Annotated in this window: 13 protein-coding genes; 7 read left to right on the top strand and 6 right to left on the bottom strand. The window is 72.3% G+C overall.

From position 1 onward, the window contains the following. Positions 1-231: 231 nt before the first annotated feature. The gene (locus WME97_RS10765; protein ID WP_437551760.1) at positions 232-2,253 is read right to left on the bottom strand and encodes a hypothetical protein; all 2,022 of its coding nucleotides are present in this window, start codon (positions 2,251-2,253) and stop codon (positions 232-234) included. A 498-nt stretch (positions 2,254-2,751) separates the two neighbouring features. Here WME97_RS10765 and WME97_RS10760 point away from each other — a divergent pair, with 498 nt between their 5' ends. After that, complete coding sequence (locus tag WME97_RS10760) at positions 2,752-3,180, top strand: hypothetical protein (RefSeq protein WP_437551758.1); 429 nt, start codon at positions 2,752-2,754, stop codon at positions 3,178-3,180. A gap of 117 nt (positions 3,181-3,297) precedes the next feature. On the opposite strand, the gene WME97_RS10755 is transcribed toward WME97_RS10760, so the two are convergent. Next, complete coding sequence (locus tag WME97_RS10755; protein WP_437551756.1) at positions 3,298-5,364, bottom strand: hypothetical protein; 2,067 nt, start codon at positions 5,362-5,364, stop codon at positions 3,298-3,300. Between the two features lie 124 nt (positions 5,365-5,488). On the opposite strand from WME97_RS10755, the gene WME97_RS10750 reads away from it, so the two are divergent. Continuing rightward, the gene (locus WME97_RS10750) at positions 5,489-6,283 is read left to right on the top strand and encodes a sulfite exporter TauE/SafE family protein (protein WP_437551754.1); all 795 of its coding nucleotides are present in this window, start codon (positions 5,489-5,491) and stop codon (positions 6,281-6,283) included. Positions 6,284-6,304: 21 nt separating this feature from the next. Here WME97_RS10750 and WME97_RS10745 read toward each other — a convergent pair whose 3' ends face one another. After that, positions 6,305-6,925, bottom strand: coding sequence for an SAM-dependent methyltransferase (locus WME97_RS10745; protein WP_437551752.1), 621 nt, complete (start codon positions 6,923-6,925; stop codon positions 6,305-6,307). A 15-nt stretch (positions 6,926-6,940) separates the two neighbouring features. Then, positions 6,941-8,074, bottom strand: coding sequence for a lysylphosphatidylglycerol synthase transmembrane domain-containing protein (locus WME97_RS10740; RefSeq protein ID WP_437551750.1), 1,134 nt, complete (start codon positions 8,072-8,074; stop codon positions 6,941-6,943). A gap of 113 nt (positions 8,075-8,187) precedes the next feature. Here WME97_RS10740 and rfbF point away from each other — a divergent pair, with 113 nt between their 5' ends. The 4 genes from rfbF to WME97_RS10720 are packed head-to-tail and all read left to right on the top strand — an operon-like array spanning position 8,188 to position 12,024. Beyond that, positions 8,188-8,958: a glucose-1-phosphate cytidylyltransferase gene (gene rfbF / locus WME97_RS10735; RefSeq protein WP_437555356.1), complete on the top strand. Its 771-nt coding sequence runs from the start codon at positions 8,188-8,190 to the stop codon at positions 8,956-8,958. Beyond that, complete coding sequence (gene rfbG, locus WME97_RS10730; RefSeq protein ID WP_437551748.1) at positions 8,955-10,031, top strand: CDP-glucose 4,6-dehydratase; 1,077 nt, start codon at positions 8,955-8,957, stop codon at positions 10,029-10,031. The genes rfbF and rfbG overlap by 4 nt, the downstream gene beginning before the upstream one ends. After that, positions 10,028-10,990, top strand: coding sequence for an NAD-dependent epimerase/dehydratase family protein (locus WME97_RS10725; RefSeq protein WP_437551746.1), 963 nt, complete (start codon positions 10,028-10,030; stop codon positions 10,988-10,990). The genes rfbG and WME97_RS10725 overlap by 4 nt, the downstream gene beginning before the upstream one ends. After that, positions 10,987-12,024 carry a glycosyltransferase family 2 protein gene (locus tag WME97_RS10720; RefSeq protein WP_437551744.1) on the top strand — a complete coding sequence of 346 codons (1,038 nt, stop codon included), beginning with the start codon at positions 10,987-10,989 and terminating at the stop codon, positions 12,022-12,024. The genes WME97_RS10725 and WME97_RS10720 overlap by 4 nt, the downstream gene beginning before the upstream one ends. On the opposite strand, the gene WME97_RS10715 is transcribed toward WME97_RS10720, so the two are convergent. Then, positions 11,982-13,715, bottom strand: coding sequence for a DUF6798 domain-containing protein (locus WME97_RS10715; RefSeq protein WP_437551742.1), 1,734 nt, complete (start codon positions 13,713-13,715; stop codon positions 11,982-11,984). The two genes, WME97_RS10720 and WME97_RS10715, sit on opposite strands and share 43 nt — an antisense overlap. On the opposite strand from WME97_RS10715, the gene WME97_RS10710 reads away from it, so the two are divergent. Next, positions 13,714-13,911, top strand: a complete 198-nt coding sequence (locus WME97_RS10710) for a hypothetical protein (protein ID WP_437551740.1) — start codon at positions 13,714-13,716, stop codon at positions 13,909-13,911. The two genes, WME97_RS10715 and WME97_RS10710, sit on opposite strands and share 2 nt — an antisense overlap. On the opposite strand, the gene aqpZ is transcribed toward WME97_RS10710, so the two are convergent. After that, positions 13,889-14,620, bottom strand: a complete 732-nt coding sequence (gene aqpZ, locus WME97_RS10705) for an aquaporin Z (RefSeq protein WP_437551738.1) — start codon at positions 14,618-14,620, stop codon at positions 13,889-13,891. The genes WME97_RS10710 and aqpZ overlap by 23 nt on opposite strands. Positions 14,621-14,713: the final 93 nt, after the last annotated feature.

The following is a 14,713-nucleotide window of genomic DNA, read 5'->3' as shown; positions in this document are numbered from 1 at the left end:
GATCTCAACGCAAAGACGCAAAGGCGCAAAGACGCAAAAAAGAACAGTTCCGCGCGCCAGAGGTCCTGCCTGGGAGCCGGGGAGAGATCTCAACGCAAGGTCGCAAAAATAAGAAAATATTTGTGTTTTTTGCGCCTTTGCGTCTTTGCGTCTTTGCGTTAAAATCTCTCCCCGTTTGCGAGACAGATCCCTGGCGGGATTCGTCACACGCGGAACAGGCCGCCGCTCGGCTCAGGGGCGTACCGCGAGGTACACGGTGCTCCAGAGCTGCACCGCGTTCGACTCGTCGTGGTGCAATCGCTCCGCGCCGAAGGGGACCAGCTTGTAACAGCCGCCCTCGAAGGCCCAGCTCCAGAGCTCCCGCGTGCTCGCCTCGCGCGTCGCCGCGATGACCTCCCAGAGCGCGCTCCGCGCCCGCTCCAGCGCGCCCCGCGCGCGCGCCGGCAGATCGCCGCGGCCGAGCTGCCGCTCGAGGCCCGCGGCCAGCATCGCCTGCTGCCACGACCACGTGACGGTCCCGTGGTAATGGGCCGCCGTGAAATCCCTCTGGATCGCCGGATCCTGCGCGAACGCGGGGTTCGCGACCAGGATCCCCACCGGCGTCCGCAGGCCGGCCGGGAACGGGCGGATCAGGCGGCCCGCGATCTCCTCCAGCGCAGCGGGCGGCGGCTCCGTGAACAGGAGGACGAAGCTGTCGTCGGAGTGCATGATGGGAATCGGCTTCCCCTCGCTGTCGAGCGCGACGGCAGGAAACGAGAGCATCCCCGAGAGCGACGCGAGCGCCGGCGCCGCGTCCAGGCCCAGCGACGCCGCATAGGACGACACGCGCCGCCTGGCCTCGTCCTCCGGCAGCTCCACACGGAAGAACACGCCGGCGTCCTTCCACGCGCGCGCGAGCCGCTCCGCCCGGCCGGCGCGCTCCGCGTCCGCGCCGAGCAGCGGGCTCGCGAGCAGCCGCGCCGACGCGCGGAGCGCGGCCGGAACCAGCGCGGCGTTCACGTCGTAGGGGATCCGGCCGCCCGCCAGGCCCTCCTGGCTGTCACGCCACTCGCCCACCTTCGTGCCCGCCTTGAGCCCGATCAACGTCATCGGATCCCCTGTCTCGGCGAACGGGGCGGCGAGGTGGAGCACGAGCGCCACGTTCCGCGCGAGCGCCTCCGCATACGTGTCGCCCCCCGGCGTCCGGCGCGACAGGAACTCGGCGGCGCGCTCCCGACCGGCCGCGCTGCCGAGGAGATACTCGGCGGCGACCGGCGCGAGGAGGAAGTCGTCGTCGATCATCTTGTAATCGTAGACGGGCTCGCGCAGCGCCCCGGGGATGCCCGAATCGAGGTGCATGAGCGCCGCGTACTCGCCGATCGCCTCCTCGTGCGCGACCTCACCGGCCAGGCTCAGCCGATCGAGGACAGAGCCGAGGCCCGCCTCGACCACCGCCGGCTCGAGGACGGGCAGGAGCATCCTCACCGCGAGCAACGTGTCCCGGCCGAAGTACGTAAGGAAACGCCAGGACCCGGCCAGCAGCTTCTCCCGGTACGCGAGGAAGCCGAGCGCCTGGCGGTGGCGCGGATCGTCGCTGGCGCGCTCCGTCACGAGCTCCTCGAGGGGCACCGGCGTCAGCGGCGCCTCGTCCGAGAGCGCCGTCACCCGGACACGGAGGCCGCTCGGCCCTGCCGCCAGCTCGATCCGGCCGTCGTCCCCGAGCGCGGCCGTCGTGCCGTCCTGCGGCTCGATGAGCAACTCGAGGTGATGATCGCCGTCCAGCATCGTCCGCCGCACGGCGATCGCCGCGCCCCGCTGCGAGGCGAACACCTCGACGTCGTTCCCGAGCCAGGCCGGAACCTCGGCGTCGCGCCCCACGTCGCGGAGCGTACGGACACTCCCTAGGAGCACCCGATGGACGCGCAGCACCGGCGCCTCGCTCGCGAGGAGCGCCGACACGCCGCGCATGACGCCGGGCCGCTCCACGCGCTCCACGTCAGAGACGTCCCCCTCCACCGAGAGATCGACCGGCGCGGGCAGAGCATCGAACCACACCGCGATTCCCATGTTGCCTGCCGGAAAAGCGACGATGAGCCGCGGCGACACGCCCGACGTCGTCAAGAGATGGGCAGCGATATGACCACGACGGAAGAAGTGGTTGTCTATCTGGCCTTCTTGCAGATCGAAGGCCAAGAGCTCAGCAGGTGGGGGCGCGGAGGGCGCCTCGCCGTGCGGTGCGCCGGAGACGCAGGAGGCGGCAAGCAGCGTGGACAAGGTGGCTCCCCTCAGGAATCGCTCGATCTTCGTGGGCCTCGTGGGCACCGCGGGACCGTACCCAGCCGGAGCGCGCCTGCCAAGGACCAAGGGTCTTCGGTGGCCGCCAGCTTACGTCTCCGACGCGCTGGCCGTTTATCGCGAGTTTTCAGCGAAATTTACCGAGGCAGGGCGGATTCGGCAGGGCGCCTGGGAGGGCGCCGCCACGGCCTCACTCCGCGCGGCACGTCTGGCTCCGGAAACGGACGCAACGGACGCAACGGACGCAACGGACGCAACGGACGCAACGGACGCAACGAACGCAACGGACGCAAGATGCAACGAAGCAACGGACGCGACCGACCAGAGCACCAGAGGGCACGATCGCGATGACGAGATGACGAAGAAAGAGTTCACGCCTTTGTTGCCCTGTGATAACCCATCCGAGAACTCAGTTGTTGATAGTGGGTTCGCAGCAGGCGAATGGCCTGCGAGCCATTTTGAGGAAGGGGGTTCGAGATGGACGAGAGCATCTCCGGCCAGGCCGCGGCCGGTAGCAATGGTTCTGATCGCGCGAAGCTCAGCGTTCCGCAAGAGGGCCTGATCACCACCTGGGTTGATGGCAGCCTCGGCGTCGTCGAAGAGGTCGTGCGCGCGGGGTTCGGCTTCCTCGAGGACGTGCGCGTCGAGACGCAGGAGCGGCTCGGCGCCACGCTCGACCTGCTCGAGGGGATCGATCGCAGCATGTTCCGGGTCGCGCGCAAGACGCTGGCCCGCGTGGACGGAATCAGCGAGCGCGCCATTTCGAACAGCCAGCTCGGCTGGTTAGCGCTGCTCGGCACGATCCGCCGCACGTCGCAGGGCGCGGCGGGGCTCGCCTCCGAGACGGTGGTCGCCGTCGTGGGCGAGCGCAAGGCGACTCAGCAGCTCATCATGCGATCATCGTGAGCCCGACGAGCCCACAACGCCGTTCCATCCGCCGGCGATAGAACCGCTCTTCATAGCGGGTGCAGGCTCGTGGGATATGGGTGCAGCCGCCAGGAAGGCGAGCGAGGCGTACGCCGGTCAGCGCCCCTCGGCCCCCCGCCCTGGCTTCCCCCGGCGGTAGAGCCCGATGACCAGCGCGAGCACGGCGGCGCCCAGCCCGGCGACGGCGATGAGCCGCGCCGTCGTGCTCCACCGGCCGAACGGCCACGGGCTGGCCCGTCCCGCGCTGTCCGCCTCGCCGCCCGCGCGGGGGAGCGGGACGAGCGCGCGGCGGGCCGCCGCCGCCTCGGCGAGCGCGCGGCGGACGCCGGCGGCGTCGAGCGAGGCGCCCGCCGGGATGAGGGCGCGCAGCGCGGAGCGCGCCCTGAAGAACGGGGCGCCGTCGCTGCTCCACGCGGCGGGCGCGCTGTCGAGCGCCTCGTCGAGCGCGGCCGGGATCACCTCCTTGACGATCGCGTCCACCGCGCCGGGCGACGCCGACCTCGCGAGCGCGATGTAGCCGGCGTCCTGGATCCCGCGGCGAAGGCTCTTCAGGCGCATCGAGGGGAGCACGCCGGGAAAGCCGACGGATCGGGAGGAGAACGCGCCCCGCTGCGTCCCGGGATAGAGCAGCATGCCGTCGCCGAGGCACGCGTCTCCGTCGCGGTTGTGGAAGTTCTCGGCGACCGTGAACGGGTCGATGGGCCCTTTGCCGCCGCGGTTGCCGTCGTGCCAGAACGCCGTCTCCCACAGGAACCAGCGGTCCACCTCGTGGGAGGCCGCGATCCAGCCGTCGGCCATGAGCCCGGTGAGCGGCGCGTCGATCATGAACGTGCCGGTCCGCGGCAGCGCGCCGTTGTACACCCAGAGCCGCTGGCCCGCCTCGCGCGCGGCCCGCGCCCACGTGGAGTCGAAGCGGTTCGCCGGCGTGAGCACGAGGTCGACGTCCTGCTCCACCGGAGGGACCTCGCCGCACGAGTGCCCCACGAGGACGCGCGACGACAGGCGCGAGCCGCGGATCAGCCGGCGCCAGCCGGGCCCGCGGGGGCTCTCGCACTGCTCGTCGATCGCATAGAGCATCACGTCGTCCACCGCCGGCGGGAGGAGGTCCGCGACCGCCTCGACGCGGTGGAGGGTCGCTTCCGCCGGATCGCCGAAGCCGCCATAGGCGCCGAGCGCCACCGCCCCGGGCGGCACGCCCGCGCCCGGCCCCCGGTAACCGCGCGCCTCCGTGAAGAGCGAGCCGTCGATCGCCGCGCGCAGCCGTTCGACCTCGGCGGGGCTCCGGACCGACGCAAAGCCGTCGACGTGGTGCTCGTGGAGCAGCTGCCAGAGCTGCTGCTCGACGGCGGGCCCGTCGCCGACCCGCTCGGCGACGCGATCGGCCTCGTAGAACGCGATGAAGTCGACAGCGCCGTACGGCAGCACCGGCGGGGCGACGTCGAGCTTCAGCTCGAGCGACGCGAGCTCGCCGTGCGACGCGGATCCGACCACCACCCTCCCCTCGTAAGCGCCGGGGAGGGCGCCCTCCGGGACGTGGAGATCGATCCAGACCGCCCGGGTCTCGCGGGCGCCGACCTCGAGCGGGTACGGCGCCCAGGGGGGCGCGAGCTCGACCGGGATGAGCGCGTCGGGGAGGAACCCGAGGTGCACGTCGTCGGGCGGCCGCGCCGCAGGGCTCCACCCGAGCGACTCCCGGGGGCGCTGCTCGTTGCGCGAGCGCTGCGTGATCTCGACGTAGTGCTCGACGAAGCGGCGGATCGAGATCGTCTCCGCGGGCGCGGCGCCCTGCCCCTGCGCGGGCTGCTGCGGCGCCGGCGGCGCCTTGGCCGGCGCGCCCGGCCCGGCCGCGGGGCCGAGCGCGGAGAGCTCGACCGTGACGCCGCGCACGGGCTCGGCGCCGGACTCGACGACGACCTGGAAGGCGACGACCTCCGCGCGGAGCGCGCCGAGCCGGATCGGCTCGCCGGGCCGGAAGAGCGCATTTCCTTCGCCGCGCGAGAGCGGCAGGCCGACGTCCTCCCGGCGGACGCGCGTGCCGTCGTCGGCCACCCAGACGCGCGCGCGCTCGGGCTGCCCCTCGCCGGCGGCGGCCGCTGGAGCGAGCGCGCCGCACGCCATGGCGGAGAGCAGCGCGGCGGGGAGGTGCGGGAAGGATCGCGGCATGTCGCTCGGCTCTCCGAGGAGGTGCGGCGGCCGGGGTCGGCCGCGATGCCATCCTAGGGGCGCCGCGCCCGCCCCCTCAAGCGCGCCGGTTGACAGGCCGGCGGGGCTCGGGCGATCTCGCGCCGTGGATCTGACCAGAGCGGCACTCCTCGCCGGCGGCGCCGCCGTGGCCGGCGCCATCAACGCGGTGGCCGGGGGCGGCACGCTTGTGTCGTTCCCCGCGGCGATCGCGGCGGGGCTGCCCCCGCTCGCCGCGAACGCGACGAACGCCGTGGCGCTCACGCCGGCGTCGCTCGCGTCGGCGTGGGCGTATCGCCGCGAGCTCTCCCGGGACTACCGGGTCCTCCGCGTCCTGTTCCTGCCCTCGCTGCTCGGCGGCGTCGTGGGCTCGGCGCTCCTGCTCGTGACGCCGCAGCGCGTGTTCGACGCCGCGGTGCCGGGGCTCGTGCTCGTCGCGACGCTGCTCCTGCTCTGGCAGAACCTGCGCCCGGCGAAGCCCTCCGCGAACGGCGGCGCTGCGGATCCCGGCGCGGAGCGCTTCGCGCTGCCCTCCCGGCCGTGGCTCGTGTTCCTGCTCCAGTTCCTCGTGAGCGTCTACGGCGGCTACTTCGGCGCCGGCATCGGCATCATGATGCTCGCGCTGCTCTCCTCGTTCGCGGGCGACGTGGACATCCACCGGCTGAACGGGATCAAGACGGTGCTCGCGAGCCTGATCAACGGCGTGGCGGCGCTCGCGTTCCTGTTCGCGGGCGCGGTCGACGCGGTCGCCACGCCGATCATGATGGCGGCGGCGGTGGTCGGCTCGCTCGCCGGCGCCGTGGTCGCCCGCCGCATCGAGCCCAGGAAGGTGCGGTGGTTCGTCGTCGCGCTCGGCCTCACGCTCACGGCCAAGCTCGCGTGGGAGCGGTTCGGCGGCTAGCTCGGCGGCTCGCCCGGACGGCTACGCGACCCGCGGCGCCTCGAGGCTCATCATGAAATGGGAGGCGGGCATCCTGAGGGTGTCGCCGACGAAGCGCTCTTCGATCCGGCCGAAGGACCGGTCGGCGAGCCGACGGAACGCCTGCGGGGTGCGGATGTAGTCGCCGCGATCGTTCTTCGCGATGAGCCGCGCCAGCGAGGACTGGCCCTCCCAGAAGGCGGTGTCGAGCGTGATCACGCGGCCCGAGGGGCGGATCGAGCGCGCGACCAGCGAGAGCAGCGAGCTCGCCACCTCGTCGTCCACGTGGTGCAAGAGGCCCAGCATCAGGACCCGGTCGAAGGGGGCCAGCGCGCGCGCGTGCAGCTCGCCGAACGGCTCGTCGTAGAACCTGGCCCGATCCCCGTGGCGCGCGCGGGCCGCCGCGATGTGGCGGCGGTCGGTGTCGAACCCGTGGTAGTCGACCGCCGGCAGGCGATCGAAGTAGTACGCAGGGCCGCAGCCGATATCGAGCACGCGATCGCCGGGGCGCAGATCGAGCGCCTCGAGGCACGCGCGCCGGGCCAGGTCGGCCCCGACGAGGCGCTGGGAGAGGACGTACAGGGCGGCATGGCCGCGATCGAGCAGGTGGGAGGAGAGCGCCATGAAAGGGCGGCGAGCCTAGCTCGCGCCCGGCGGCGAGGGTAGCCCCTGCGGCCTCACGTCCTCGGCCGGATTTTCCTCGAACGCCTGGCTCAGCGGCGCCCCCTCCACCGCGAGCGCGATCGCGGCGAGCAGCACCACGAGACCGACCTGCAGCGAGTAGGTCGAGAAGACGAGCGCCGAGCCGGGGCCCATCACCACCTCCGGCGCGAGGTAGAGCGAGAGCCCCGCATAGACCGCCATCTGGAACGTGCCGAAATACCCCGGCGCGTTCGGGAGGAGGACGCCGAGGTGGAGCACGCCGACGAGGACGGCCGCCCGCGGGAAGTCGATGGGCAGAAGGCCGCACCCGAAGGCCACGACCTGCATCGCCCACACGTTCAGGAGGAAGTACCCCGCCGTCGCCAGGAGGAACGGGGCCGTGTACCGGAGCCGGGGCAGGAAGCCGAGGCCCGAGGCGACCCGCTCCACGGCGTCGGCCAGGCGGCCCGCGAGCTTCGGCGAGACGAGCCCGACCACGCGCTCGGTCGCGCGCCGCGCCCAGGCCCTGCGGAAATAGAAGACGCCGATCGCGACGAACGCCGCGCCGAAGACGGCGAGCGCCAGGTAGGCGGCGCGCGGGACGGCGGCGGCGGGGACGGCGAGATCGCCGATCCGATCCGGGAGCGGCTCGCGGGGGCGCGCGAGCGCGAGCCCGGCGAGGAGCAGCGCGCTGAGGAACAGGCCGTCGATGATCCGCTCGGCGGCCACCGTGCCCGCCGCCGCCCACGCGGACAGGCCGCGGCGGCGGATGAGCAGCGGGCGCACCGCCTCCCCGGTGCGGAACGGCATCAGCACGAGCGCGCCATAACCAATGAAGGAGACGGCGACGACGCGCCGGAGCGGCACGGGCTCGATGGGCGCGAGCAACCACGTCCAGCGGTGGGATCGAAGGTAGAGCGCGGCGACATAGAGCGCGCCGTGCAGCGCCAGCGCCCACCACGAAACGCCCGCGAACGCGGCCCTGTCCGGCACGACGGGCAGCCCCCCGACGCGCAGCACCCACGCGCAGCCGAGCGCGACGAGGAGCGACGCCGCGATCGCGAGGCGATGCCTCTGCAGGCTCCGGGACCGGAAGAGGCCTCGCAGCGACGCCGGCTTCGCCATGCTCATGCGGCCGCGTCTACCACGGCCCCGCTGCCCGAGGTAGCGAAGCACCATCGCGCACGGTTCGCGCCGTGTAAGTTCTTTCGTTCTGATCTATCCTCCGGCGCCCCATGGAACCCATGAAGGTCGTCCTGCTCGCCGGAGGCTTCGGAAGCCGGCTCGCCGAGCACACCGAGGCTCGCCCGAAGCCGATGATCGAGATCGGCCCGTATCCGATCCTCTGGCACATCATGCAGATCTACGCGGACCACGGGTTCAACGATTTCGTCGTGGCCTGTGGCTACAAGGGCGAGGTCATCAAGGATTACTTCCACAACTTCTACGTTCGCAGCGCGGACTACGTGGTGAATCTGCGAGACGGCGCCCAGCGCTTCGTCCGGAGCGCCGCGCCGGACTGGACCGTGGCCCTCGTGGACACCGGGCTCAACACGATGACGGGCGGCCGGCTCCGGCGGCTCGACGCGTGGCTCGACGGCCCGCGCTTCATGTGCACCTACGGCGACGGCGTGGGCGACGTGGATATCCGCCGCCTCGTCGAGTTCCACAAGTCCCACGGCAAGCTCGCGACGGTCACGGCCGTCCGCCCGCCGGCGCGCTTCGGCGGGCTCTCGCTCGAGGGCAACCTCGTCCGCGAGTTCTCGGAGAAGCCCCAGTCCGGCGAGGGCTGGATCAACGGCGGCTTCTTCGTGTTCGAGCGGCGCGCGCTCGAGTACATGACCGACGACACCACCGTGCTCGAGCGCGAGCCGCTCGAGCGGCTCGCCTCGGAGGGCCAGCTCGCGGCGTACCGGCACGACGGCTTCTGGCAGCCGATGGACACGCTGCGGGAGAAGCGGCTCCTCGAGTCGCTGTGGGAGTCCGGCAAGGCGCCCTGGAAGACCAGGGCATGACCGGCCGAGGCGCCTCGTTCTTCGCCGGGCGCGCGGTGCTCGTCACCGGGCACACGGGCTTCAAGGGCAGCTGGCTCTCGCGCTGGCTGACGCTCATGGGCGCGCGCGTGGTGGGCTTCTCGCTGCCGCCGGAGGGGCGGCCGAACCTGTTCGAGCTCGCGGGCATCGCGGGCGACGTCACGTCCGTGACCGGCGACGTGCGGGATCTGCCGGCGCTGCTCTCCGTGGTCGAGGAGCACCGGCCGGAGATCGTGCTGCACCTCGCGGCCCAGCCGCTCGTCCGGCGCTCGTACCGCGAGCCCGCGGAGACGTTCGCGACCAACGTGATGGGGACGGTGAACGTGCTCGAGGCGTGCCGGCGCGTGGGCTCCGCGCGCGCCATCGTCGTCGTGACCTCGGACAAGTGTTACGAGAACCGCGAGTGGGTCTGGGGCTACCGCGAGGACGAGCCCATGGGCGGGCACGACCCGTACAGCAGCAGCAAGGGCTGCGCGGAGCTCGTCACGGCGGCCTACCGGCGCTCGTTCTTCTCCGGCAGCGGCGCGGCGGTGGCGTCCGCGCGGGCGGGGAACGTCATCGGCGGGGGCGATTTCTCGGAGGATCGGCTGGTGCCCGACATCGTGCGCGGCGTCGCCGCCGGGGAGCCGATCGTCATCCGCAACCCGCTCGCGACCCGGCCCTGGCAGCACGTGCTCGAGCCGCTCGGGGGCTACCTCCTGCTCGCGCAGCGGCTGTGCGAGGCGCCCGCTGCCCACGAGGGCGGGTGGAACTTCGGGCCGCGCGACGGCGACACGTGCGCGGTCGGCGGCGTCGCCGAGCGGCTCATCCGGCAGCTCGGGCGCGGCGAGCTCAGGCTCGTGCCGCCCGAGCACCGCTCCGGCCCGCACGAGGCGCAGCTGCTGCACCTCGACATCAGCAAGGCGCGCGCCCGGCTCGGCTGGACGCCCCGGCTCACGCTCGACGAGACCGTCGCGCTGACGGCGGGCTGGTACCGCGCGTACCTCGACGACCCCGCGTCGAGCCGCGCCGAGCTCGACGCGCAGATCCGCGCGTACGGGGTCGACCTCGCATGAGCGCCGGGCTCGGCGCGGTCCTCGTCACCGGCGCCACGGGGTTCATCGGCGCGGCGCTGGCGGCGCGGCTCGCGGCGACGGGCGCGCGGACGGCGTGCATCGTCCGCGCGGAGAGCCCCCGCCGGGCGCGGCTCGCGGGCATCGCCGGGGTGGAGATCACGCCCGTCGCGTCGTTCTCGACGCCGGAGCTCGCGCGGGCCGTCGCGGCGATCCGGCCCGAGGTGGTCTTTCACCTGGCCGCGTCCGGGGTGAGCCCGAGCGAGCGGGATCCGGAGCTCGTTGTGGACGGGAACGTGGGCTTGACGACGCGCCTGCTCGCGGCGCTCGCGGAGATCGAGCCGCACCGGCCGGCGCGCTTCCTCCACGCGGGCTCGTGCTCCGAGTACGCCCCGGCCCAGGAGCCCGCGCGCCTCCGCGAGGATCACCCGCTCGATCCGGCGTGCGTCTACGGCGCGGCCAAGGCGGCCGCCTACCTCTGCGGCAAGGCCGTCGCGGCGCGGCTCCGGATCCCGTTCGTCGCGCTGCGGCTCTTCGGCGTCTACGGCCCGGGCGAGGGCCCCGCGCGCCTCATCCCTCACCTCATCGCGCGCTTCCGGGCGGGCGAGGCGCCGGCCCTGACGCCGGGCGCGCAGGCGCGCGACCTGACCTACGTCGACGACGTGGTCGAGGCGCTGATCGCAGCCGCGACGTCGAGAGGCCTCGAGTCCGGCCGCGCGTACAACGTGTGCTCGGGCGCGCCGGTGCGCGTCCGCGAGGTGGCCGAGCGCGTCGCGCGCGCGGCGGGCTGGCCCGGCGACGACCTGGGCCTCGGGCGCCTCCCCTACCGGGACGGCGAGCCCATGTGGATCGTCGGTGATCCATCCCACTTCGCGGAGGCGACCGGGTGGCGGCCCCGGATCGCGCTCGACGAGGGGGTGCGGCGCATGATCGAGGCCGCCGATGCAGAGAGGGCGCCGTGAGCGACGCGGAGAGCGGGCGCAGGCTGATCTCGATCGTCGTGCCGGTCTACAACGAGGAGCGCAACGTGGCCCCGCTGTACGAGGCGGTCGCCGCGGTGATGCGCCGCATCGCGGATCGGTACGACTTCGAGCTCGTCTTCACCGACAACCGGAGCACCGACGGGACCTTCGACGAGCTCGTGAAGCTGGCAGCGCGGGACGAGCGGATCCGCGTCTTCCGCTTCTCTCGCAACTTCGGCTTCCAGCGCTCCATCTACACGGGGTACATGAAGGCGCGCGGGGACGCGGCCGTGCAGATCGACTGCGACCTGCAGGACCCGCCGGAGCTCATCCTCGATTTCGTGAAGGAATGGGAGGCGGGCGCCCAGGTGGTTTACGGGATCCGCCGCAGTCGCAAGGAGGGGTATCGGATCACCCTGCTCCGGCGGGTGTTCTACCGCCTGATCGATTTCCTCAGCGAGGATCACCTGCCCCACGACGCGGGCGACTTCCGGCTGGTGGATCGCAGGGTGCTCGAGGTGCTGCGCCAGGTCGACGACACGAAGCCCTACCTGCGCGGGATGCTGGCCACGCTCGGGTTCAAGCAGACGGGCATCGCCTACGATCGGGCCGCGCGGGAGCGGGGCGAGAGCAAGTTCCGGATGAAGGATCTCGTCGGGCTGGCGCTCGACGGCATCCTCAGCCACTCGACGGTACCGCTCCGGGTCGCGACCTACACGGGGCTCGTGGTCTCGGCGCTGACGCTCCTCGCGATCGCGGGCTACGCCGTCGGCAGGGTCATCTATGGCGCGGACTGGCCTGCTGGCTTCGCGACGACGACGCTGCTCATCCTGCTCTCGCTGAGCATCAACGCCCTGTTCCTGGGGGTCATCGGCGAGTACGTGGGCCGCATCTACCAGCAGGTGCGCAGGCGCCCGCTCACGATCATCGACCAGAGCGTGGACCGGGCGCCGCCGCGCGAGGCGGGCGCGGCACCCCAGGCCGAGATCCGCTATTCGCGGACGTCGAGCACGGTGAACCCGCTGTTGGAATAGACGGTCTTGTACCGGTCTATCGCCTTGTTCTGGCCGCGGCGCAAGACGACGTAATCCACGCCATAACGCTCCCGCAGGGTCCGGACGCGGGCCTCGTCGAGGCTGTCATAGCCGTCCAGATCCTTCTGGCCGCGGACCTTCCGGCCGGTGACGGCCTCGAGCCGGCGGAGCCACTCGAGCACGTCGGCCGGGACGATGGGGTTCGACTTCCAGTCGACGACGATCGGCCGCTGCCCGTGGAAGCGCATCTTCTCGCTCTCCGGCGGCGTCAGGAAGATCGCGTCGACAGGGGTGCTTGCCTGCATCCAGGCGTATAGGGACCGCTCGTCGGCGCGCAGGCCGGAGAGGACGCTGGAGCTCCGGCGGATCTCCTTGAGCTTCGGCACGAGAAAGACGAGCAGGACGGCGAGCGCGGCGGCGAGCCCCACGAGCGCGCCGCCGCGCTGCCAGAGCGCGCGGGCGCGCGCGAGGCCGGGCTCCGGCGCGAAGCGCCGGGCGGACTCCGAGGCGAGCCGGGACAACGCGGCGGCGGCCACGACCCCGACGGCCAGCGCCGGGACGCGCGCGGACTTCTCGACGCTGCCGTACAGGGCGAGGACCCCGAGGCCGCCGACGATCAGGGCCATCGCGGTGACGCCGTAGCGACGCCCGGCGGAGGGCTCCAGGAGGACGCGCACGGCTCCCGCGCACCCCAGCGCCGTGAGGAGCAGCTCCGCGTGCGGGGCGACGCGCCACGCGAAGAGCTGCGTGACGGGGCGCAGCCCCGCGAGGGCCGAGAGGCCGACGCACGTCCAGATCACGAGCACGAGCGCGAGGATCAGGGTGACCAGCCTCGCCGCAGGGCTCTTGCGGTTCCTGGTGAGCGGCAAGGCCGCGCCCAGCCCGAGCAGGTGCCACGCGATGAAGCTGAAAAACTCGCGCTCGCGACCCTGGATGACGAAATGATGAGGGGCCCGGATGGTGGTGTAGATCTCCTGCGCGAGCCTCGCGTCCTTCGCCCCGGCGGTGGCGAGGATCATCGGCGCAAAGAGCGCGAGGACGGCGAGCGGCGGCAGGAGCTGCCGCGAGGCGCGGTGAAAGAGCTCTCTCCGGTCGCGCACGCCGAGCCCGAGGTGCGCGAGCGCGTAGGCGCCGAAGAAGAGGATCAGGTAGTTGGCGTGGAAGAGGCCGCTCGCAGCGAGCGCGATGCCGGAGGCGAGCCACTGGCCCCGCACGAAGAGGGGCACCGAGATCAAGAACGCCGCGGAGCCCAGCGACGAGGGCTGGAGGATGAAATCGAAGACGTAGGTATCGCAGGGACCCCAGGTGCGGGTGAGCGTGGCGAACGCGACGAGCAGGAGGAAGCTGGGCAGCGCGTGGCGGCGATCGACGAGGGCGCGCAGCAGGAAGTAGACGGCTGTCGTGCCGACGCCGATGACCACGGTCTGGGCGATGCCGACGCCCCACCCCTTCTCATTGAGCGCGAGGAGCCCGGCTGCCAGATACTTGAACGCGGGGTGATAGTGGGTCGTGCTGGTCGCAAACCAGTCCCGCGCGAGGATGTCGGGGTGCACGAGCCGCAGCGACCCGAGCATGTACACGACCTGATTGTTGACGCCGCAATTCCACCCGAACGAGGCCCCGAACAGCAGCGATACCACCGCCGCCAGCGTGACCTCAGCGCGATCCCAGATGCGTTCCAGCACGGACATGGCGGCGCGAGACTACCGCGCGGCCGAGCGCACCGCCAAGGGGCAGCTCGCTCGCTCGCGCGGCGTGTCCGCCGGCGCCTTCGTCGGCCTCGTCTGCCTGGTCTGCTTCGTCTGGCTGGTCTGCTTCGTCTGGCTGGTCTGCTTCGTCTGGCTGGTCTGCTTCGTCTGCTTCGTCAGATTACCGGCGGCGACGTGACGACGGCCCGGCCCGGCCTCGGGCCCACGAGCACCGGATAGAGGGCGCCCGCGAGCACGCCGCCGGCGAGCGGGGCGAGCCAGAAGAGCCAGAGCTGAGACAGCGCCCCTCCGCCGACGAACAGGGCAGGACCGGTGGAGCGCGCCGGGTTCACCGACATGTTCGTGACCGGGATCCCGATGAGGTGAACCAGCGTGAGCGCGAGCCCGATGGCGATCGGCGCGAACCCGCGCGGCGCGCCGTGATCGGTCGCGCCGAGGACCACCATCACGAAGCCGAACGTGAGGACGATCTCGGTCAGGAGGCTCGCGAAGAGCGAGTATCCGCCGGGCGAGCGCCCGCCATAGCCGTTCGACGCGAAGCCTGCGTGCACGGCGAACCCGGCGGCGCCGCTGGCGATCGCATAGAGGATCCCGGCGGCGACGATGGCGCCGGCGATCTGGGCGAGGACGTACGGCAGGAGGTCTCGCGCGGGGAAGCGCCCGCCCGCGATCAGGCCGAGCGTCACGGCGGGGTTGAAGTGCGCGCCCGAGATGTGGCCCACCGCGTAGGCCATCGTCAGGACGGAGAGCCCGAACGCGAGCGCCACGCCGAGGAAGCCGATCCCCAGCCTGGGATACGCCGCGGAGAGCACGGCGCTCCCGCAGCCGCCGAGCACGAGCCAGAACGTTCCGAGAAACTCTGCGGCCGTACGCCTGGACAACGACATCTCCATCTCTTCATCTCCCCCTGCGGCAGGCCCCCTCGGCGCGGATCGACGCGCGGCAGCGGCCGCGCCCTACCGTGGAGCCATCCCGACGGC

Origin of the sequence: Sorangium sp. So ce367, assembly GCF_051520455.1 — a bacterium.
GTDB lineage: Bacteria > Myxococcota_A > Polyangia > Polyangiales > Polyangiaceae > Sorangium > Sorangium cellulosum_B.
The sequence above is the reverse complement of the archived record's forward strand: the minus strand, read 5'-3'. Positions and strand labels throughout refer to the sequence as shown.

Excerpts from the sequence above, each read along its gene's own strand:
- WME97_RS10760 (WP_437551758.1), top strand. The coding sequence starts at position 2,752 with ATGGACGAGAGCATCTCCGGCCAGGCCGCGGCCGGTAGCAATGGTTCT.
- WME97_RS10755 (WP_437551756.1), bottom strand. The coding sequence starts at position 5,364 with ATGCCGCGATCCTTCCCGCACCTCCCCGCCGCGCTGCTCTCCGCCATG.
- WME97_RS10745 (WP_437551752.1), bottom strand. The coding sequence starts at position 6,925 with ATGGCGCTCTCCTCCCACCTGCTCGATCGCGGCCATGCCGCCCTGTAC.
- WME97_RS10740 (WP_437551750.1), bottom strand. The coding sequence starts at position 8,074 with ATGAGCATGGCGAAGCCGGCGTCGCTGCGAGGCCTCTTCCGGTCCCGG.
- rfbF (WP_437555356.1), top strand. The coding sequence starts at position 8,188 with ATGAAGGTCGTCCTGCTCGCCGGAGGCTTCGGAAGCCGGCTCGCCGAG.
- rfbG (WP_437551748.1), top strand. The coding sequence starts at position 8,955 with ATGACCGGCCGAGGCGCCTCGTTCTTCGCCGGGCGCGCGGTGCTCGTC.
- WME97_RS10725 (WP_437551746.1), top strand. The coding sequence starts at position 10,028 with ATGAGCGCCGGGCTCGGCGCGGTCCTCGTCACCGGCGCCACGGGGTTC.
- WME97_RS10710 (WP_437551740.1), top strand. The coding sequence starts at position 13,714 with ATGGCGGCGCGAGACTACCGCGCGGCCGAGCGCACCGCCAAGGGGCAG.
- WME97_RS10715 (WP_437551742.1), bottom strand. The coding sequence starts at position 13,715 with ATGTCCGTGCTGGAACGCATCTGGGATCGCGCTGAGGTCACGCTGGCG.
- aqpZ (WP_437551738.1), bottom strand. The coding sequence starts at position 14,620 with ATGTCGTTGTCCAGGCGTACGGCCGCAGAGTTTCTCGGAACGTTCTGG.